This is a genomic window from Streptomyces ficellus (genome assembly GCF_030406405.1).
Lineage (GTDB): Bacteria > Actinomycetota > Actinomycetes > Streptomycetales > Streptomycetaceae > Streptomyces > Streptomyces ficellus_B.
Window position 1 is genome coordinate 1 of record NZ_JAUEPL010000036.1, and the last position, 18849, is coordinate 18849.

The window sequence follows — 18849 nt, forward strand, 5'->3', positions numbered from 1 at the left end:
GCCCGTCGCGGGCCATGGGCCGTGGCGGCCGCGCTCGTCACCGCCGCCCGCCGGGCCGTCGCCGTCCTGCTGGCGGCCAGCGCCCTCGCGTATGTCGTCCCGCGCTGGTACGAGGGCGATCGCACCGCCATGACCGCCGACGCCAACGCCCCCTACCGGGCCGCCGCTTCCTGGCTCGGCCGGGAGATCGCCGACCCGGCCGACGCGCGCGTGCTGGTCGACGACGCGCTCTGGCTGGACCTGGTCCACTCCGGGTACGAACCCGGGCTCGGCGCCATCTGGTTCTACAAGGCCGACCTCGACCCGGCGGTGGCCAAGACCCTGCCGCGCGGCTGGCGGGACCTGGACTACGTCGTCGCCTCCCCGACCGTACGGCGCGACGCGCGCGACCTGCCCACCGTCAAGGGGGCGCTGGAGCACTCGACGCCGGTCGCCACCTTCGGCGAGGGCGAGGAACGGATCGAGATCCGGAAGATCACCGGAGCCCGGACCACCGGAGCGGAGGCCTCTTGACCATCCAGCCCACCGGTGCCGAACACGTCCTTCCCGGCATCGACCCGGAGGACGTGGCCGAGCCGGGCGCCGTCACCGTCGTCATCCCGACCTACAACGAGTCCGCGAACGTACGGGAGTTACTGCGGCGCATCGCCGAGTCGGTACCCGCCCGTATCCCGTGCGAAATCGTCTTCGTGGACGACTCCACCGACGACACCCCCGCCGTGATCACCGACGCCGCGCGGGACTGCCCCTTCCCCGTCTCGGTGATCCACCGCGAGACGCCCGCCGGCGGCCTCGGCGGCGCTGTCGTCGAGGGCATCGCGGCCGCCACCGCGGACTGGGTCGTCGTCATGGACGCCGACCTCCAGCACCCGCCCGCCCTCGTCCCCGACCTCGTCGCCATCGGCGACACGCACGACGCCGACCTCGTCGTCGCCAGCCGGTACCTGCCCGGCGGCAGCCGCGCCGGACTCGCCGGCGGCTACCGCGTCGCCGTCTCGCGCGGCGCGACCGGGCTCGCCAAAGCGCTCTTCCCGCGCGCCCTGCGCGGTATCAGCGACCCGATGAGCGGGTTCTTCGCCGTGCGGCGCGCGGCCGTCACCAGCGACACCCTCAAGCCGCTGGGCTACAAGATCCTGCTGGAACTGGCCGTGCGCTGCCGCCCCCGCCGGGTCGCCGAGGTGCCGTTCGTCTTCCAGGACCGGTTCGCCGGGCAGTCCAAGTCGACGGCGCGGGAAGGGCTGCGGTTCCTCCGCCACCTGGTCGAGCTGCGCACGGCGTCCCCGCTCGCCCGGATGGTCGTGTTCGGGCTGATCGGCCTGACCGGCTTCGTACCGAACCTGGCCGCCCTGTACGTCCTCACCGGTGCGGGGCTGCACTACCTGCCCGCCGAAGTCCTCGCCAACCAGCTCGGGGTCGCGTGGAACTTCCTCCTCATCGAGGTGCTGCTGTTCCGCGACCGCCGCCACCACCGGCACTGGGCCGACCGGGTGGGGCGCTTCGCGCTCCTCGCCAACGCCGACCTCGTCCTCCGTATCCCGCTGATCGCCCTGTTCGTCGGGCAGCTCCACCTGGCGGTGCTGCCCGCGACCGCCCTCGCTCTGCTGACCACCTTCGTCCTGCGCTTCGCCGGGACCGAAGCGCTGGTCTACCTGCCTCGCGCAGCACGCGGTCCACGCCCGCTCCGCACAGGACGCCTGCCCCGCGCAGCACGCGGTCCACGCGCAGCACGCCCGCCCCGCACAGGAAGGGACCTTCCGTGAAACCGTCCGGACGCAGACGACGTACCGCCGCGCTGCTGGCCATCGGCGCCATGACCTCCGGCCTGCTCCTGGCCGCCCAGCCGCCGGCCGCCGCCGGGATCAACCTCATCAAGAACCCCGGTTTCGAGACCGCCGGAACGGACCACACCAGCATGCCGTCGTGCTGGTCCAAGTCGGGCTGGGGCGACAACGACGTCACCTACACAACCACCACCGACGCCCACACCGGCACCAGCGCCATGAAGGTGGAGCTGACCCGGCGGGTCAGCGGCGACCGCAAGGCCCTGATCACCGAGTCGGACGCCTGCGCGCCGACCGTCGTCGCCGACCGGCAGTACGACCTGTCCCTCTGGTACAAGTCGACGACCCCCGACACGGCGATCACGCTGTTCCGGCGTGACACCACCGCCGGCTGGCAGTACTGGACCGACCTCAAGACCCTCCCGATGACCGGCGCCTACACCCGCGCCGAGGTCCGCACGCCGGTCGTGCCGCCGGGCACGGACCGGATCGCCTGGGGCGTCTCCGTCTTCGGCACGGGCAGCGTGACCACCGACGACTACGTGATGGAGGAGGTCGCCCCGCCCGCGCCCGACCCGCTGTGCACCGGCACGGCGGAGGAGTGCGCCAAGGGCACGTGGCAGGTGCTGCCCACCAAGAACCCGGTCCGCTCCATGCACTCGGTCGTGCTCCACAACGGCAAGGTGCTGCTCATCGCCGGCTCCGGCAACGACCCGAACATGTTCGCGGCGGGGACCTTCACCTCCGCCGTGTACGACCCGGCCAACGGCACCTTCACGACGATCCCCACCCCCGTCGACATGTTCTGCGCCGGCCATGTGCAGCTGTCCGACGGCCGGGTGCTGGTGATGAGCGGCAACAAGGGCTATCCGTCCGCCGATGGCAAGCTCGGCTACCAGGGCCTGAAGGACTCGTACATCTTCGACCCCACCACCGAGACGTACACCAGGACCAACGACATGCACGACGGTCACTGGTACCCCTCGGCGACGATCCTCGGCAACGGTGACGTGATCTCCTTCGGCGGGCTGAAGCAGGACTCGACCGGCAATGTCACGGCGGAGAAGTTCTCGGCCGCGCAGAACAAGTGGCTGCCGATCAACGAGGTCAAGCAGACCTGGTCGTTCTGGGGCCTGTACCCGTCCATGATCCTCATGCAGGACGGGCGGCTCTTCTACACCGGCAGCCACACCTTCGGCAACGGCACCCCCGGCACCGGCGCCTCGATCTACGACTACGCGGCGAACACCATCACCGACGTGCCCGGCCTGCGGAACAAGGACGAGCGCGACCAGTCGGCGAGCGTGCTGCTGCCCCCGGCCCAGGACCAGCGCGTCCTGACCATCGGCGGCGGCAACAACGAGAAGAACCCGCCCGCCGGCCGCCTCACCGACATCATCGACCTCAAGCAGCCCAGCCCCCAGTACGTGGCGGGCCCGCCCATCCCGCAGGGCCTGGTCGACCAGGGCGGCGTCAAGCGCCCGCAGACCGGCGACGAGGGAAAGATGTACGTATCGGCGGTGCTGCTGCCGGACGGCAAGGTCCTGGAGACCGGCGGCGCGCTGCACGACCGGGCCGACCCGGTGTTCGAGGCGTCGATCTTCGACCCGGCCACCGACACGTACCAGGCGGGCATGGCCGCCGACCCCGTCCCGCGCGGCTACCACTCGTCGGCGTTCCTGCTGCCCGACGGCCGGGTGATGGCCGTCGGCGACAACCCGGGCAACGGGTCGTACAACCACGACGTGTCGATCTACACCCCGCCGTACCTGCTGAAGGGCCCGCGCCCGCAGATCACCTCCGTGATCGACGGCCGCTGGAACTACGGTGACACCCAGCGGATCACGGTGGACCGGCCGATCGCCAAGGCGGAGCTGATCCGCCCGGCCGCCGTCACCCACTCCTCCGACCCCAACCAGCGGTTCGTGGACCTGCCCCTGAGCGTCATCGACGACACGACGGTCGACCTGAACGTCACCGGCAACCCGAACCTCGCCCCGCCCGGCTGGTACATGCTCTTCGCGGTCGACGCCAACGGCATCCCGTCCATCGCCCAGTGGGTGCATCTGGGCGGACCGGCCGCGATGGCGGCGGAGGCGGAGAAGTCGGCGCACGTCCACGACTTCGCCGGCTCGCTCGCCGAGGAGCCGAGGAAGGCGCAGCCGAAGCGGGACTCGGCGCCGGTCAGCCCGGGTGTCGCGGGCTGCGACCGGCACTACGGCACGGCCGGGGTCTGCGTACCCACGGCGTTCCCGCCGGCCGTGAAGGCGACGACAAAGGCCCGCTGCGACTGGCTGGCGGCCCACGACTACGGCCGCCTGAAGGTCAACGGCAAGGACGACCCACTGCGGCTCGACCCGAACCGGGACGGCCTGGCCTGCGGAAAGGGGGACATCCCGGCGCGCGCTACGGGCAAGGCCCGCCCTTGAGCGTGTCGAGCGCGCGGTGGACGAGCGCGACCAGGTCGTCCTTCTGGTCGCGCTCGGCCCAGTAGAGCGTCGCCTCGCGCAGGGCGCCCATCACGGCGGCGGTGAGGACCCGTATCTCCAGGTCGTCCGCCGCCCGGCCGGTGCGGTCGGCGAGGACGCGCGACAGCAGCTGGGAGGTCTCGGCCATGGTCTCGGTCATCCGGGCCCGTACGGCAGGGACCTCCACCAGCAGCCGGGCGCGCTGCCGCATCACCTCGGGCTCGTGTTCCAGCAGGGCGGCGACGGCCCGGGTCATCAGGAAACGCAGCGACTCCAGCGGCTCCTCACCGGGGGGCCGGGAGCGCAGTACCGACTCCGTGAACAGGTCGGACTCGTCGGTGAGGACGATGTCCTCCTTGGTGGGGAAGTAGCGGAAGACGGTGCTGGGCGACACCTCGGCCGCCTCCGCGATCTGTTCGACGGTGGTCGCCTCGTACCCGCGCTCGGCGATCAGCAGGTGGGCGGCCCGGCGGATCGCGACGCGCGTCTTGAGCTTCTTGCGCTCGCGCAGCCCCATGGGGGGATGCGTGTCGGCGGGGGAGTCGGCCATGGGGCTCATTGTCGGTCACCCAGGGATACGGGAGACGGCCGTGGCGAGCGGGCGCCACGGCCGTCCTGCGACGGGGAGCGGGCGTCAGGCGTGCCGGTAGGCCACCAGGGAGATGCCGACGTAGTGGATGACGAAGGCCGCCAGCGTGAGGGAGTGGAACACCTCGTGGAAGCCGAACCAGCGCGGCGAGGGGTTCGGGCGCTTGAGCCCGTAGACCACGCCCCCCGCGCTGTAGAGCAGGCCGCCGGCGACCACACAGACGAGCACGGCGGTGCCGCCCGCGCGCAGGAAGTCCGGCAGGAAGAAGACGGCCGCCCAGCCCATCGCGATGTAGCAGGGGGTGTACAGCCAGCGCGGTGCGCCGACCCAGAACACCCGGAAGGCGATTCCCGCCACCGCGGCGGCCCAGACCGCCCACAAGAGCACCCGCCCGGTGGACGGGGGGAGCAGCAACAGCGTGAGCGGGGTATAGGTGCCCGCGATGATCAGGAAGATATTGGCGTGATCCAGCCGGCGCAGTACGGCAGTCGCGCGCGGCCCCCAGTTTCCCCGGTGGTAGAGGGCGCTCACGCCGAAGAGCAGGCAGGCGGTCAGGGCGTACACACCACAGGCGATCCGGGCGCGCGGGGAGTCGGCGAGTGCCGTGAGGACGACGCCCGCGATCAGGACGGCGGGGAACATGCCGGCGTGCAGCCAGCCGCGCAGCCTCGGCTTCACCGGTGGGGGATCTATTTCGGTCACTTCGGATTCGGCTGCGGTCATGGCAAGGAATGCTACCGACGCCCCCGCATGCGGCGGACGGGAGTGGCAATGCTCACGTGAGAGGTCCCCTGGACATATGGGCACTGGACACGGATGATCAGATGAGTGCGGTCGGCACCGGATGAGCGCCAAGAGATCCACGCAGTGAAGCATCCGGGTCGCAGCCCCCACGGGGCAGACAACCCAAAACCCCCAACAAGGAGCAATCGTGGCGCGCGGTAATGCGGCTCCCAGCACCGTCCCGACCAACCACCAGGAACTCATCTCCTGGGTCGACGAGATCGCAGCAATCACGCAGCCGGACAACGTCGTCTGGTGTGACGGTTCCGAAGCCGAGTACGAGCGTCTGTGCGAGGAGCTCGTCGCCAAGGGCACCTTCCGCAAACTGGACCCGGTCAAGCGCCCGAACTCGTACTACGCCGCGTCGGACCCCTCCGACGTGGCGCGCGTCGAGGACCGCACCTTCATCTGCTCCGAGAAGGAGGAGGACGCGGGCCCGACCAACCACTGGAAGGCCCCCGCCGAGATGCGGGAGATCTTCACCGGTGACCAGGGCATCTTCCGCGGCTCCATGAAGGGCCGCACGATGTACGTCGTGCCCTTCTGCATGGGCCCGCTCGGCTCGCCGCTCTCCGCCATCGGCGTCGAGATCACCGACTCCGCGTACGTCGCCGTCTCCATGCGCACCATGACCCGCATGGGACAGGCCGTCCTCGACGAGCTCGGCGACGACGGCTTCTTCGTCAAGGCCGTCCACACCCTCGGCGCCCCGCTGGAGGAAGGCCAGGAGGACGTCCCCTGGCCCTGCAACTCCACCAAGTACATCTCCCACTTCCCCGAGTCGCGCGAGATCTGGTCGTACGGCTCCGGCTACGGCGGCAACGCCCTCCTCGGCAAGAAGTGCTACGCCCTGCGCATCGCGTCCGTCATGGCCCGTGACGAGGGCTGGCTCGCCGAGCACATGCTGATCCTCAAGCTCACCCCGCCGCAGGGCGAGCCGAAGTACGTCGCCGCCGCATTCCCGTCCGCCTGCGGCAAGACCAACCTCGCCATGCTGGAGCCCACGATCTCCGGCTGGACGGTCGAGACGGTCGGCGACGACATCGCGTGGATGCGGTTCGGCGAGGACGGGCGGCTGTACGCGATCAACCCCGAGGCCGGCTTCTTCGGCGTCGCGCCCGGCACCGGCGAGCACACCAACGCCAACGCCATGAAGACCCTGTGGGGCAACGCGGTCTTCACCAACGTCGCCCTCACCGACGACAACGACGTGTGGTGGGAGGGCATGACCGAGGAGGCGCCGGGGCACCTCATCGACTGGAAGGGCAACGACTGGACGCCGGACTCCGGGACGCCGGCCGCCCACCCCAACGCCCGCTTCACCGTGCCCGCCTCCCAGTGCCCGATCATCGCGCCCGAGTGGGAGGACCCCAAGGGCGTGCCGATCTCGGCCATCCTCTTCGGCGGCCGCCGCGCCACCGCCGTCCCGCTGGTCACCGAGTCCTTCGACTGGCAGCACGGCGTGTTCCTCGGCGCCAACGTGGCGTCCGAGAAGACCGCCGCCGCCGAGGGCAAGGTCGGCGAGCTGCGCCGCGACCCGTTCGCCATGCTGCCGTTCTGCGGCTACAACATGGGCGACTACATGGCGCACTGGATCAAGGTCGGCAAGAACGCCACCGACCAGTCCAAGCTGCCGAAGATCTACTACGTCAACTGGTTCCGCAAGAACGACACGGGCACGTTCGTCTGGCCCGGCTTCGGCGAGAACAGCCGCGTACTGAAGTGGATCGTCGAGCGCCTGGAGGGCAAGGCCGAGGGCGTCGAGACGCCGATCGGCATCCTGCCGACGCGCGAGGCCCTCGACACCGACGGCCTCGACCTGCCGGAGGAGGACCTCGACTTCCTGCTGAAGGTCGACGCCGAGGTGTGGCGCGAGGAGGCCGCGCTCATCCCCGAGCACCTCAACACCTTCGGCGACCACACGCCGAAGGAGCTGTGGGACGAGTACCGCGCGCTGGTCGAGCGCCTGGGCTGATGCCCCGCTGAGACCTCGTGGCGGGTCAGCCGACAACCGCCCTGACCTGTGGGGTCATCCCTGACCCGTCGCGTGCACACGGCCCCCGGAGCTTCCTTCAGCTCCGGGGGCCGACCCCATTTCGTACGCATACCGGCCCACGAGGCGCTGCGCCCCGTGCCCCTCGCGCGCGGGTGGTTGGCACCCGGTCCACGCGCCTTCCCGGCCCGTGGACCGGGGCCGTCAGAGGGCGCCGACCGGGCGGCGCGGTTCGTCGTGACGCGGTGCGTCGAGGGCGGCGGTGTGCGCGTCCATCCGCTCGGCGGCGAGGATCGCGGCGGCCGTGTCGGCACGGGAGGCGGCGACGACCAGGGCGCGGCCCGCGAGGGCGTGGGCACGGCGGTGCAGGTCCGCCGGGTCGGCGCCGCTCAGGCCGGCGTGCCGGGCGGGCGGGGCGCCGCGCAGCCGGGCCACCTGCTGGGCGATGCGCTCGGCGGCGGCGTCGTCGCCGAGTTCGTCGGTGACGGCCAGCAGTGCGGCGAGGTGCCCGGCGAGCTGGATGTCCAGCTCCTCCTCGCGGGAGCGGTGCGGGAACTGGCCCTGGGCGTCGTCGGCCATCCGGTGGACCGACTTGGTGCGGATCGGTTCATACATGGGGACGGCCTCCTGCTCTGGGACAGGAGACCATCCTAGCTTAGATTCTGTCTAAAGTTGAGCTGGCCCCAAGTGGGGGGATCAGTGCTGGCTGTAGCCGTCGAGGAAGTTCCCGATCCGCGTCACCGCGTCCACCAGATCCGTCGTGTTGGGCAGGGTGACGATCCGGAAGTGGTCCGGCTCGTGCCAGTTGAAGCCGGTACCGTGCACCACCATGATCTTCTCGGCCCGCAGCAGGTCCAGGACCATCTGCCGGTCGTCCTTGATCTTGTAGACGTCCGGGTCGAGCCGCGGGAACAGATACAGCGCGCCCTTGGGCTTCACACAGGTCACACCCGGAATCCGCACCAGCAGGTCGTACGCCGCGTCCCGCTGCTCCAGCAGCCGCCCGCCCGGCCGCACCAGCGCCTCGATCGACTGCCGGCCCTGGAGCGCGGCGGCGATGGCGTGCTGTGCCGGCATATTGGCGCACAGCCGCATATTGGCGAGGATCGTCAGCCCCTCGATGTACGAGGTCGCGTGCGCCTTCGGCCCGCACACCGCCAGCCAGCCGCTGCGGTAGCCGGCCACCCGGTAGTTCTTCGACATGCCGTTGAAGGTCAGCACCAGCAGGTCGGGGGCGATCGCGGCGGTCGGGGTGTGCGTGACCCCGTCGTAGAGGATCTTGTCGTAGATCTCGTCCGAGCAGACCACCAGGTTGTGGCGGCGGGCGATCTCGGTCAGCCCGCGCAGCATCTCGTCGTCGTAGACCGCACCCGTCGGATTGTTCGGGTTGATGATGACGATGGCCTTGGTGCGGTCGGTGACCTTGCGCTCGATGTCGGCGAGGTCCGGCATCCAGTCGGCCTGCTCGTCGCAGCGGTAGTGCACCGCCGTACCGCCGGCGAGGGACACGGACGCCGTCCACAGCGGATAGTCCGGCGCCGGCACGAGCACCTCGTCGCCGTCGTCGAGCAGGGCCTGCATCGACATCTGGATCAGCTCCGAGACGCCGTTGCCCAGGTAGATGTCCTCGACCGAGAGCGGAATGCCCTTGGTCTCGTAGTGGCTCATCACCGCGCGCCGCGCCGACAGCAGGCCCTTGGCGTCCCCGTACCCGTGCGACTCGCCCAGGTTGCGGAGGACGTCCTCCAGGATCGCGGGCGGGCACTCGAAGCCGAAGGCGGCGGGGTTGCCGGTGTTGAGCTTGAGGATCCGGTGACCCGCAGCCTCCAGCCGCATCGCCTCCTCGAGCACCGGGCCCCGGATTTCGTAACAGACGTTGGCGAGCTTCGTGGACTGGATCACCTGCATGCTCGCGAGCTTACGGCGGCCTCACGCCGGGCGCCTCGTGTTTTGTGCCACTTCGCCCGCGGCGAAGGGCGCCCTTGATCGCCCAGCAACCGCGCGGGATCATCGCCGGATGGGCAATCCGGGACGTTTCGACGGGTACGGCGTACTGATCACCGGCGCGGCACGCGGGATCGGCGAGGCGACCGCCCGCCGGCTCGCGGCCGAGGGCGCCCGGGTGCTGGTCGCCGACATCGACGAAGACCTCGCGCACGAGGTGGCCGGCACCATCCCGGAGGCGGCGGCGTACGGATGCGACGTGGCCGACCGGGCGGCCGTCGAGGCGGCGGTGGCGTACGCCGTGGAGACCTTCGGCCGGCTGGACGTCCTCGTCAACAACGCCCTCGCCCGCACCCCCGACGCCCCACGCTTGGAGGACGAGGCCGACCAGACCTGGCAGCGGTCCCTGGACGTCACACTGGTCGGCGCGCTCCGGTGTGCGCGGGCCGCCCTGCCGCACCTGGCGGCGTCGGGGCGCGGCGCGATCGTGAACATCGGGTCGGTCAACGCCGAGCAGGCCTTCGGCGGCCACGCGTACAGCGCTGCCAAAGCCGGGCTCGCCTCGCTCACCCGCACCCTGGCGGCCGACGCCGCCCCGCGCGGCGTCCGCGTCAACCAGGTCAACCCCGGAACGATCCGCACCCGCGCCTGGGAGGGCCGCGAGCGCGAGCTGGAGGCCCTGGCCGACCGGGTCTACCCGCTGGGCCGAGTGGGTGAGCCGGAGGACATCGCGGCGGCGGTGGCCTTCCTGGCCTCCCGGGACGCCTCCTGGATCACCGGCACCACCCTCCGCGTCGACGGCGGCCTCCTGGCGGTGAACACGGGCTTCGCGCAGGTCCTCGCGGACCCCGCATAGGCAGACGGCCCGCCGTGGGCGCGGCCGGGGTGGTTGCTGCCGGTGGGCCAGGGTCGGGGCCCCTCCGGGCTCATCTCCTCGCGGTCGGCGGGGCGCGAGCCGGTCTCGTGGCCGTTTCTCGCCGCCAATCGGTCCCCCTACGCCCGGGAGGCGTGGGGGCGCCCCCAGCGGGGCGACCCTGCACGGCCCCTCCGCGCCGTGGCCGAAAGGCCCGCACCCGGCGCAACACGAGCATCCGCACGCGCCCTGGCCCGGACATCCGGCCCGCAGACGGCGTACGACCGGGGTGTGGCCGTGCAGGGTCGCCCCCGCAGAGGTTGGCGGCCACGGGAGGGCTTCCCATTGGACAAACCCAAGGCCGCCGGCCTCGAGGAGGTGAGCCCGGAGGGCCACGCCCCCACCCACCGGCAGGGGCCGCACCCGGGCGCACGGCCGGAAACGCTCTCCTCCCGCACCCGCCCCACCCCTCAGAATGCGCATGACAAAAGTCATCGCCAGAGGGGACCCCCCACATGCGAAAGCCTCTCGCCGGCGCGCTGCTCGCACTCGCGCTCCTCGGAGCCGGTGCCACAAGCGCCACCGCAGCCCCGGCACCGGCCCCAGCCCCGGCTCCGGCTCCCACCACCAAGGCCGTCGACTTCGCCGGCACCGTCGCTCTCAGCAACTGCTCCGGTTCCGTCGTCCGCGTGCCCGGCTCGCAGCCCACCGATCCCGCGCTCGTGCTGTCGAACGGCCACTGTCTGGAGAGCGGCATGCCCGGTCCCGGCACCGTCGTCGTCGACAAGCCCTCCACCCGCACCTTCAGCCTCCTCAACTCCGCCGGTTCCAAGGTCGCCACCCTGCGCGCAGCCAAGATCGCGTACGCGACCATGACCGACACCGACGTCTCCCTCTACGAGCTGACCAGCACCTACGCCCAGATACAGAGCCGGTACGGCATCAACGCGCTGGAACTGAACGCTTCCCGGCCCGCGCAGGGCACCGCCATCAAGGTGGTCTCCGGCTACTGGAAGCGGATCTACAGCTGCTCCATCGACGGCTTCGCCTACCGCCTGAAGGAAGCCGGCTGGACCATGAAGGACTCCGTCCGCTACACCGCCGCCTGCGACACCATCGGCGGCACCTCCGGCTCGCCCGTCGTGGACACCGCCACCGGCAAGGTCGTCGCCGTCAACAACACCGGCAACGAGGACGGGCAGCGCTGCACGATGAACAACCCGTGCGAGGTGGACGAGAACGGCACCGTGACGGTGCGGCAGGGCATCAACTACGCCCAGCAGACGTACGCGATCGTCGCCTGCGTCGGCACCGGCAACAAGATCGACCTCGGCCGGCCGGGCTGCACGCTGCCCAAGCCCTAGCCGAGCGCGCACGGCCCGCCCGATAGGTTGGCGGGTCATGTGGGCAATGAGCGCTGCCGGGTACCGCCGGCTGGGGGCGGCCGGGTCGGCCGCGGCCGCCGCCGGCGGCTGGGCCGCCGGGACGCTCCCGGCCCGTGACCCGTGGGGGATCTGGGTCCCCCACGAGGCGGCCGTCACGGCCGCGGCCGCCGTCCTCGCGTACGCCGGGCTGACGCTCCTGGTCGTCGCCTGGTGGGGGTACGGGCGCACGGCGGCGTCCGTGCGCGAGACCCTGGTGACGCTCGGCTGGTGGGCCGCCCCGCTGCTCCTCGCCCCGCCCCTCTACAGCGCCGACGTGTACAGCTACATCGCTCAGGGCGCGATGGTCCTCGAAGGGCATGACGTCTACCGCGCCGGGCCGTCCGTGCTCGACCCGGACGGCCTCGGCGGGGACGCCGCCGCGAGCGTCGGCGGGCACTGGACGGACACGCCCGCCCCGTATGGGCCGGTCTTCCTGGTCCTCGCCCGGGCCGTCACCTGGGCGACCGGCGGGACGATCGTGCCCGCCGTCCTCGGGATGCGGCTGGTCGCCGTGGCCGCGCTCGTTCTCATCGTCTGGGCGCTGCGCCGCCTCGCGCGCTCCTGCGGCACCGGCGAGGGCGGTGCTCTGTGGCTGGGTGCGCTCAATCCGCTGCTGCTCACGCACGTGGTCGGCGGCATGCACAACGACGGGCTGATGATCGCCCTCATGCTGGCGGGCGGGGTGCTCGCCCTGCGCGGCCGGTGGATCGCGGGAGCCGCGCTGGTGGGCCTCGCCATGATGGTCAAGTCACCCGCCGCCCTGGCGCTGCCGTTCATCGGCGTGATGGCCGCCCGGGCGGCGACCGGCCGGCGAGGGCTCCCGCGCCGCGTCGCCACGGGCCTGCTGGGGCCCGGCCTGGTCGCCGGGGCGGTCGCCGCCGGCGCGACGCTGCTCGCCGGCACCGGCTTCGGCTGGCTGCGCACCCAGAGCGTCGCCGGGTCCATCCACACCGCGCTGTCGGCCACCAGCGACCTCGGCCTGGCTCTGGGCGAGGCGCTGCGGCTGTTCCTCGGCACGGACCCGGAGCCCGTCAAGGCCGCCGTCCAGAGCCTGGGGCTGGTGGCCGCGCTGACCGTCATCGCCTGCCTGGCGTGGCGCGCCGCACAAAACCGCCTGGACCCCGTACACGCCCTCGGCCTCGCCCTGCTCGTCCTGGTGGCGCTCTCGCCGATGGTCCAGCCCTGGTACCTGCTGTGGGGCATGACGGTCATCGCCGCCACCGCCCCGGGCGCCCGCACCGGCCGCGTCCTGGCGGTGCTGTCGGCGGCTCTGGTGTACGAGACGGCTCCCTCCGGCCACACCCCGGCGTACGGCTTCGCCCTGGCGGGCGTCGCGTGCGTCGTCGGGGCGGTGCTCGTACGCCGGGACACCGGCCCGCCGGACGGGACCCGTGTGCCGGGCCCGCGCCGGGCGGAGCGGGACCCGTCCCGGACCCGTACCTAGAGGGCCGTACGGCGGATCGCCCGCCCCGCCAGGACGTCCGTGCGCCGGCCGTCCTCGATCACGAAGCGGCCGTCGATCAGGACGTACGGGATGCCGGCGGGGAGTGTGCGCGGGGCGTCGAAGGTGGCGCCCGCCGCGACCGTGTCCGGGTCGAAGAGGACCAGGTCGGCGCGGTAGCCCTCGCGGACCAGGCCCCGGTCGGGCAGGCGCAGGCGGGCGGCCGGGCGGGAGGTGAGGTGCGCGACCATCTCCTCCAGTGACAGGACGCCCAGCTCACGCGCGTACCGCCCCAGGTAGTGCGGGAACGTGCCGTAGGCGCGCGGGTGCGGCTTCGCGCCCTGGAGGATGCCGTCCGAGCCGCCCGTGTGCACCCGGTGGCGCATGGTCGCCCGGACGTTCTCCTCGTGGCCCACGTGCTGGAGGATCGTCGTGCCGAGCCGGTCGTCGATCAGCAGCCGCCGGGCGGTCACCCACGGGGCCTCGCCGCGCGCGTCCGCCGACTGCCGGACCGTCCTTCCGACGCAGCCCGCCAGACGTGGATCGCGGACGCCCGAGATCTCGATGGTGTCCCACGCGACGGGTACGCCGTGACAGCCGTCCGAGCCGATCACCTCCAGGTGGTGGCGGATCCTCTCCGCCGTGGCGTCGTCGCCGAGCCGGGCCAGGACCGCGTCCGGCCCGCCCTCGCTCGCCCAGCTCGGCAGTAGCGCGAGGAGTGTCGTGCAGCCGGGGGTGTACGGGTAGGTGTCGAGCGTGATGTCCGCGCCCGCGTCGAGCGCCGTGTCCAGCAGTGCCAGCAGCTCGGGCGCCCTGCCCCTGTTGACGCCGAAGTTCATGGTGGCGTGGGCCAGGTGCAGCGCGCAGCCCGCCCGCCGGGTGAGGGCGACCATCTCCTCGTACGCCCGGAGCGCGCCCGCGCCGTAACTGCGGTGATGGGGGCAGTAGTAGCCGCCGTACGCCGCCACGACCCGGCACAGCTCGGTCAGTTCGGCGTCGCCCGCGTACCTGCCGGGCGTGTAGGTGAGGCCGGACGACATGCCGACCGCGCCCTGCTCCAGGCCGTCCGCCACCAGCTGCGTCATCCGGGTCAGCTCGGCGCCGGTCGGCGGGCGGTCGTCCCAGCCCATGGCGTACGCGCGGACCGTGCCCTGCGGGATGAGGTACGCGGCGTTGACCGCGATGCCCTGACGGTCCAGGCGGTCCAGGTATCCGCCGACCGTGCGCCAGTCGGCGTGGACGTCGGAGCCGTCGCCGTTCCAGCCGGCGATGGCCGTGCGGACCTCGTCAAGGGTGCGGTCGTCGGCCGGCGCGTACGACAGGCCGTCCTGGCCCAGCACTTCGAGGGTGACGCCCTGTGCGGCCTTGGCACTGTGGTCGGGGTCCCGGAGCAGTGCGAGGTCGCTGTGGGCGTGCATGTCGATGAAGCCGGGGCACAGGGCCAGCCCGTGCGCGTCGAGGACGCGGGCACCGCGCAGGGACGGCTCGCCCTTCCTCCGTATCGCGGCGATCCGGCCGCCGGTGACGCCGACGTCAGCGCGGTAGGACGCACCGCCGGTGCCATCGATGACGCGTACGTCACGGATGACGAGGTCCATGGCCGGTGGCGGCGCCTAGAAGAACGTACGGATGTAGTCGGTGACGGTGCCGTCCGCCTCCACCAGCGGGATCAGCTGCCACTTGTCGAACGACGTGCACGGGTGCGACAGGCCCATGCCGACCCAGTCGCCCACCTCCAGCTCCGCCCCGTCGCTCGTGTCCAGCCAGGCGTGCTGGTCCGACAGGCGGGTCACCGTGATCCCGGTGGCGGGCCGGACGGACCCGTCGCGCGCCGAGCGGACGACCTGCGCCTCGGGGAGGTGGAGGTCGTACGCGGCGTCCCGCTTGCCCGCGTTGACGAACGCCTGCTCCGCCGTGGGCCGGGACACCACCTGGGCCCACAGGCGGAAGGCGGGCTGGAGTTGCCCCTCGTCGGGAATCCGGTTGAAGGGGGTCAGGTCCCGGTACTGGCCGTCGTCGTGCGACACGTACGCGCCCGAGCGCAGCAGCTTCAGCACCGGCCGGGACAGTGCCGGCAGCTCGGCGAACACCTCGGCGACGGTGTCGAACCAGGCGCTGCCGCCCGCGCTGACGACGATCTCGTCCAGGTCCGGCGCGAAACGGCCCTCCTTGTCGAAGGCGACGGCGAGGCCGGTCAGCCGGAGCAGCCAGGCCCGTACGGTCCCGGGCGTCGCGTCCGGCACCTCACCCTCGTACCCGGCGACGCCCACGAGCCGGAGGGTGTCCGTGGCGGCGACCGCGTCCGCGACGGCTGCGCAGTCGGCTTCCGTACGCGCCCCGGTGCGCGCGCCGGCGCCCGCCCCCAGCTCGACCACGACGTCGACGGGGCGGGCGGAGCCCTTCAGCGCCTGGTCCATCAGCTCCACGCCGCGCACCGAGTCCACGTAGCAGATGAAGCGGAAGTCGGGATCGGCGGCGAGCTCGGCCGCGACCCAGCGCAGGGCGGCTGCGTCCACGACCTCGTTCGCGAGGAAGATCCGCCGGATGCCGAACGCCCGGTAGACCCGGGCCTGGTGGGGCACGGCCGCCGTGATGCCCCACGCCCCGTACGCCAGTTGGCGGTCGAAGAGCTGCGGTGCCATGGAGGTCTTGCCGTGCGGGGCGAAGGCGAGGCCGTGGCGCTCGGAGTACGCCTCCAGGACGGCCAGGTTGTGCTCGACCCGCTCGGCGGAGAGGGCGAGAACCGGGGTGGTGAAGCCGCCGGTGAACAGATTGCGGCGCTGGGCGGCCAGCTCGCCGACCGTGAGCCCGTCCGCGTCCATCGGGAGCCCCTTGAAGCGGTGGTCGACGCGCTCGTCCCTGAGGTGCTCGGCGGCCATCAGGCCCTCCCTTTCCCTGGCGTTGCACTGTCCGCAACACCCATTGCGTATGTCGCTCGCTGGTGTCTAACATCCGGCGCACGCCGGGTCAATGGATCCGCCCGGACCCCGTGAGGAGCCCCCAGCGTGACCGGAACCGAGGTCGAGTGTCCCGGCGAGTCCATGGTCACCTTCCTGCCCACCCGGCCGGGCCGCCTCGCCGACGTCCCGTCCTTACGCCCGCGCCATCGGCCGCGCCGAGTCCCACGTCGCCCGCGCGCCGGCCGCCGCCGGGCACCTCAGGGCCGCCGCCGCGCTCACCGTCCCCGGGGACGTCGCCGCCCCGGTCGCCCCCGCGCACGCCGACCGCCTCGCCGCCCTGGTCGACGACGCCCGGGGGAGACTGCACCTCGGCCCCGCCTGGACGCGGACCGGGGAAGACACGGAGGTACGTACGCCATGAGCCAGACCGTCGACCGCGCGCTCAGCATCCTGCCGCTCCTCGCGCGGGGGCCCGCCGACCTCGGACGGGTCGCCGACGCCCTCGGCGTACACAAGTCCACGGCGCTCCGGCTGCTGCGCACCCTCCACGAACACGGCCTCGTCCACCGCCAGCGGGACCAGCGCTACCGCCTCGGCGCCCGCCTGTTCGCCCTCGCCCAGGAAGCCGTCGAGCACCTCGACGTCCGCGAGATCGCCCACCCCCACCTCGTACAGCTCAACGAGCGCACCGGACACACCGTCCACCTCGCCGTGCACGAGGAGGGCGAGGTGCTCTACATCGACAAGGTCGACAGCCGCTACCCGGTACGGATGTACTCGCGGATCGGCAGGCCCGTCGCCATCACGGTCGCCGCCGTCGCCAAGCTGCTGCTCGCCGATCTCCCCGAGCCCGAGCGGCACGCGCTCGCCGCGAAGCTCGACTACCCGATGTACACGCCCCGTTCGATCCCGGACGCCGCCGCCTTCCTGAAGGAGCTGGCGACCGTGCGCGAACAGGGCTGGGCCACTGACCTCGGCGGCCACGAGGAGTCCATCAACTGCGTGGCGGCCCCCATCCGGGGCGTGGACGGCCGGGTCGTGGCCGCCATGTCCCTCTCGGCCCCGAACGTGGTCGTCACCGCCGAGGAACTGCTCGCCCTCCTCCCGCTGGTCCGCCGCACCGCCGACGCCATCACCCGGGACTACTGCGGCACGACCCCCGAGGAGGACACCGCCTGACCGACAGGACCGCCCTCACCCCGGCCACCGGGGCCCCGGCCGTCGCGGCCGTCGCGGCCGTCGCGACCGTCGCGGTACGGCGAACCCGTACCGCGACGGTCCTCAGGCGCTACGCGCAGTACTGCTGCTCCTTGCCGATCGACCGGTACATGCAGTCCGCGTTCTCGACCAACTGGAGCACCGCGTCGCGGTTGCGGCTCGTCTCACGCTCGATGACCTCGTCCGGCGGGTAGAAGCCGCCACCGGAGGACGAGCGCGGGTACAGCTCGAAGGTGTATCCGAAGATCTTGTGCGCGCCCCACAGGTAGTCGTCGATCGACCCGTCCGTGATGTAGAGGTCGCTCGACTGCTGGGCGGTGTAGCCGTTGCTCGCGGCCATCTTGCGGCCCACGGTCGCGAAGGCGTCGCGGTCGTCGGCCGTCATCCCGGGTGCCGTATCGCTGTAGGTGTAGCCGTAGGGCCACAGCACCAGTTCGCTGTACGTGTGGAAGTCGATGCCCGCCGTGATCTGCTGCTTGCCGCCGATCACCCGGGAGCGGACGAAGTCGGCGACGACCTTGACCTCGGGGGCGGACTCGGCGGCGCGGCCGCGGTAGGTGTCGGAGCTCGGGGAGCCCGAGGAACCGCCGCAGCAGCCCCACTGGTAGTTCCAGTTGCGGTTCATGTCCGTGCCGATGTACGTCGAGCCGGAGTTGGGCTGGCGGTTCTTGCGCCAGCTGCGGTAGGAGCCGGAGGCGATGTCGTACTCGCCGCCGTCCGGATTGAGGTCGGGCACGATCCAGATCTCGCGGTTGTTGACGGCGTTGGTGATGCGCGAGTCCGAGCCGTACCCGGCGCCGAGCTCGCGCAGCAGGTACAGCGCCATCTCCACGGTCAGGTGTTCGCGGGCGTGCTGGTGGTGGGTGAAGAGGATCTCGGGCTCGTTCTCGTCCGTGGCCACGTTGTCGCTGATCTTGATGGCGACGATGTCGCGGCCCTGGTAGGACTTGCCGATGACGCGGCGGCTCATGATGGTCGGGTACTGCTGGAGCCGCTGGCCGATCTCCGCGTTCATCTCGGCGTAGTTGTGGTAGCGGGAGTCGGCGGAGGGGAAGTCCATGGCGCCCACGGTCTTGCCACCGGTCCGGTCGGGCGGGCCGGGCAGCGCCTCCAGCTTGTGCCCGAGGGCGCGCAGCTTGCGCGCCTGCTCGGTGTTGGCGCTGACGACGACCGCGTGGCCGTCGGCCTCGTCGATGGCGACGCCGGTGGCGGCGATGGCGGAGCGTTCGGCCGGGGTGGACGGGCCGTGGATCTCGTACTGCCGGATGACCTCCTCCGTGGTGGCGGCGGAGGCGGCCGGCAGATCCGTGGGCGCCGTGGTGGTGGCGGTGGCGGTGAGCGGTGCCGCGACGGCGAGCGCCAGCAGGGCCGTGAGGGTGGCGGACCTTCTGCCGGGTATCCCGCGTATGCGAAGTCGCATGCTGTCTCCTGCGGTGGGGGGTACGGGGTGGGTCT

The 18849-nt window shown here is 72.0% G+C and carries 14 protein-coding genes and 2 pseudogenes; 9 read left to right on the forward strand and 7 right to left on the reverse strand.

Annotated features, from left to right (window positions below; all coding sequences use genetic code 11):
- The 3 genes and pseudogenes from QWM81_RS21715 to QWM81_RS21725 form a co-directional block, all read left to right on the forward strand.
- Window positions 1-513, forward strand: a pseudogene (locus tag QWM81_RS21715) (glycosyltransferase); the annotation flags it as partial.
- Entirely contained in the window at window positions 510-1760 is a 1251-nt protein-coding gene (locus QWM81_RS21720; protein ID WP_435372415.1) for a glycosyltransferase, read from the forward strand. The pseudogene QWM81_RS21715 and the gene QWM81_RS21720, both read left to right, overlap by 4 nt.
- A 50-nt stretch (window positions 1761-1810) precedes the next feature.
- The gene (locus tag QWM81_RS21725; RefSeq protein ID WP_290113975.1) at window positions 1811-4210 is read left to right on the forward strand and encodes a galactose oxidase early set domain-containing protein; all 2400 of its coding nucleotides are present in this window, start codon (window positions 1811-1813) and stop codon (window positions 4208-4210) included.
- Here QWM81_RS21725 and QWM81_RS21730 read toward each other — a convergent pair.
- Together QWM81_RS21730 and trhA are read right to left on the reverse strand one after the other, a co-directional pair.
- Window positions 4188-4808 (reverse strand): TetR/AcrR family transcriptional regulator, encoded by a 621-nt coding sequence (locus tag QWM81_RS21730; RefSeq protein WP_290113892.1) that lies wholly within the window; start codon window positions 4806-4808, stop codon window positions 4188-4190. The genes QWM81_RS21725 and QWM81_RS21730 overlap by 23 nt on opposite strands.
- Before the next feature lie 75 nt (window positions 4809-4883).
- Entirely contained in the window at window positions 4884-5561 is a 678-nt protein-coding gene (trhA, locus tag QWM81_RS21735; protein WP_290113894.1) for a PAQR family membrane homeostasis protein TrhA, read from the reverse strand.
- 208 nt (window positions 5562-5769) lie between these two features.
- Between trhA and QWM81_RS21740 the strand changes: the two genes are divergently transcribed.
- Window positions 5770-7596 (forward strand): phosphoenolpyruvate carboxykinase (GTP), encoded by a 1827-nt coding sequence (locus QWM81_RS21740; protein ID WP_290113896.1) that lies wholly within the window; start codon window positions 5770-5772, stop codon window positions 7594-7596.
- Between the two features lie 222 nt (window positions 7597-7818).
- On the opposite strand, the gene QWM81_RS21745 is transcribed toward QWM81_RS21740, so the two are convergent.
- Both QWM81_RS21745 and QWM81_RS21750 read right to left on the reverse strand, forming a co-directional pair.
- Entirely contained in the window at window positions 7819-8229 is a 411-nt protein-coding gene (locus QWM81_RS21745; protein ID WP_290113897.1) for an SCO4983 family protein, read from the reverse strand.
- 81 nt (window positions 8230-8310) lie between these two features.
- Window positions 8311-9522 carry a pyridoxal phosphate-dependent aminotransferase gene (locus tag QWM81_RS21750; protein ID WP_290113898.1) on the reverse strand — a complete coding sequence of 404 codons (1212 nt, stop codon included), beginning with the start codon at window positions 9520-9522 and terminating at the stop codon, window positions 8311-8313.
- Between the two features lie 109 nt (window positions 9523-9631).
- Between QWM81_RS21750 and QWM81_RS21755 the strand changes: the two genes are divergently transcribed.
- The 3 genes from QWM81_RS21755 (at window position 9632) to mptB (ending at window position 13279) form a co-directional block, all read left to right on the forward strand.
- Window positions 9632-10414, forward strand: a complete 783-nt coding sequence (locus tag QWM81_RS21755) for an SDR family NAD(P)-dependent oxidoreductase (RefSeq protein WP_290113899.1) — start codon at window positions 9632-9634, stop codon at window positions 10412-10414.
- Window positions 10415-10926: 512 nt separating this feature from the next.
- On the forward strand, window positions 10927-11775 hold the full coding sequence (locus tag QWM81_RS21760; RefSeq protein WP_290113900.1) for a S1 family peptidase: 849 nt from the start codon (window positions 10927-10929) through the stop codon (window positions 11773-11775).
- 37 nt (window positions 11776-11812) lie between these two features.
- A complete protein-coding gene (gene mptB / locus QWM81_RS21765) occupies window positions 11813-13279 on the forward strand; it encodes a polyprenol phosphomannose-dependent alpha 1,6 mannosyltransferase MptB (protein WP_290113902.1) in 1467 nt (488 codons plus the stop codon).
- On the opposite strand, the gene QWM81_RS21770 is transcribed toward mptB, so the two are convergent.
- Window positions 13276-14874 (reverse strand): N-acyl-D-amino-acid deacylase family protein, encoded by a 1599-nt coding sequence (locus tag QWM81_RS21770; RefSeq protein ID WP_290113903.1) that lies wholly within the window; start codon window positions 14872-14874, stop codon window positions 13276-13278. The genes mptB and QWM81_RS21770 overlap by 4 nt on opposite strands.
- A 15-nt stretch (window positions 14875-14889) precedes the next feature.
- Window positions 14890-16155 carry an alanine racemase gene (locus QWM81_RS21775; protein WP_290113904.1) on the reverse strand — a complete coding sequence of 422 codons (1266 nt, stop codon included), beginning with the start codon at window positions 16153-16155 and terminating at the stop codon, window positions 14890-14892.
- Window positions 16156-16317: 162 nt separating this feature from the next.
- Here QWM81_RS21775 and QWM81_RS29295 point away from each other — a divergent pair.
- Together QWM81_RS29295 and QWM81_RS21780 are read left to right on the forward strand one after the other, a co-directional pair.
- Window positions 16318-16442, forward strand: a pseudogene (locus QWM81_RS29295) (sugar kinase); the annotation flags it as partial.
- A 151-nt stretch (window positions 16443-16593) separates the two neighbouring features.
- A complete protein-coding gene (locus QWM81_RS21780) occupies window positions 16594-17355 on the forward strand; it encodes an IclR family transcriptional regulator (protein WP_290113905.1) in 762 nt (253 codons plus the stop codon).
- A gap of 109 nt (window positions 17356-17464) precedes the next feature.
- Here the strand turns inward: QWM81_RS21780 and QWM81_RS21785 are convergent, their stop codons facing one another.
- Complete coding sequence (locus QWM81_RS21785) at window positions 17465-18814, reverse strand: M14 family metallopeptidase (protein WP_290113907.1); 1350 nt, start codon at window positions 18812-18814, stop codon at window positions 17465-17467.
- Window positions 18815-18849: the final 35 nt, after the last annotated feature.

Excerpts from the sequence above, each read along its gene's own strand:
- QWM81_RS21745 (WP_290113897.1), bottom strand. The coding sequence starts at position 8,229 with ATGTATGAACCGATCCGCACCAAGTCGGTCCACCGGATGGCCGACGAC.
- QWM81_RS21760 (WP_290113900.1), top strand. The coding sequence starts at position 10,927 with ATGCGAAAGCCTCTCGCCGGCGCGCTGCTCGCACTCGCGCTCCTCGGA.
- QWM81_RS21755 (WP_290113899.1), top strand. The coding sequence starts at position 9,632 with ATGGGCAATCCGGGACGTTTCGACGGGTACGGCGTACTGATCACCGGC.
- mptB (WP_290113902.1), top strand. The coding sequence starts at position 11,813 with ATGTGGGCAATGAGCGCTGCCGGGTACCGCCGGCTGGGGGCGGCCGGG.
- QWM81_RS21725 (WP_290113975.1), top strand. The coding sequence starts at position 1,811 with ATGACCTCCGGCCTGCTCCTGGCCGCCCAGCCGCCGGCCGCCGCCGGG.
- QWM81_RS21775 (WP_290113904.1), bottom strand. The coding sequence starts at position 16,155 with ATGGCCGCCGAGCACCTCAGGGACGAGCGCGTCGACCACCGCTTCAAG.
- QWM81_RS21770 (WP_290113903.1), bottom strand. The coding sequence starts at position 14,874 with ATGGACCTCGTCATCCGTGACGTACGCGTCATCGATGGCACCGGCGGT.
- QWM81_RS21730 (WP_290113892.1), bottom strand. The coding sequence starts at position 4,808 with ATGAGCCCCATGGCCGACTCCCCCGCCGACACGCATCCCCCCATGGGG.
- QWM81_RS21785 (WP_290113907.1), bottom strand. The coding sequence starts at position 18,814 with ATGCGACTTCGCATACGCGGGATACCCGGCAGAAGGTCCGCCACCCTC.
- QWM81_RS21780 (WP_290113905.1), top strand. The coding sequence starts at position 16,594 with ATGAGCCAGACCGTCGACCGCGCGCTCAGCATCCTGCCGCTCCTCGCG.
- trhA (WP_290113894.1), bottom strand. The coding sequence starts at position 5,561 with ATGACCGCAGCCGAATCCGAAGTGACCGAAATAGATCCCCCACCGGTG.
- QWM81_RS21750 (WP_290113898.1), bottom strand. The coding sequence starts at position 9,522 with ATGCAGGTGATCCAGTCCACGAAGCTCGCCAACGTCTGTTACGAAATC.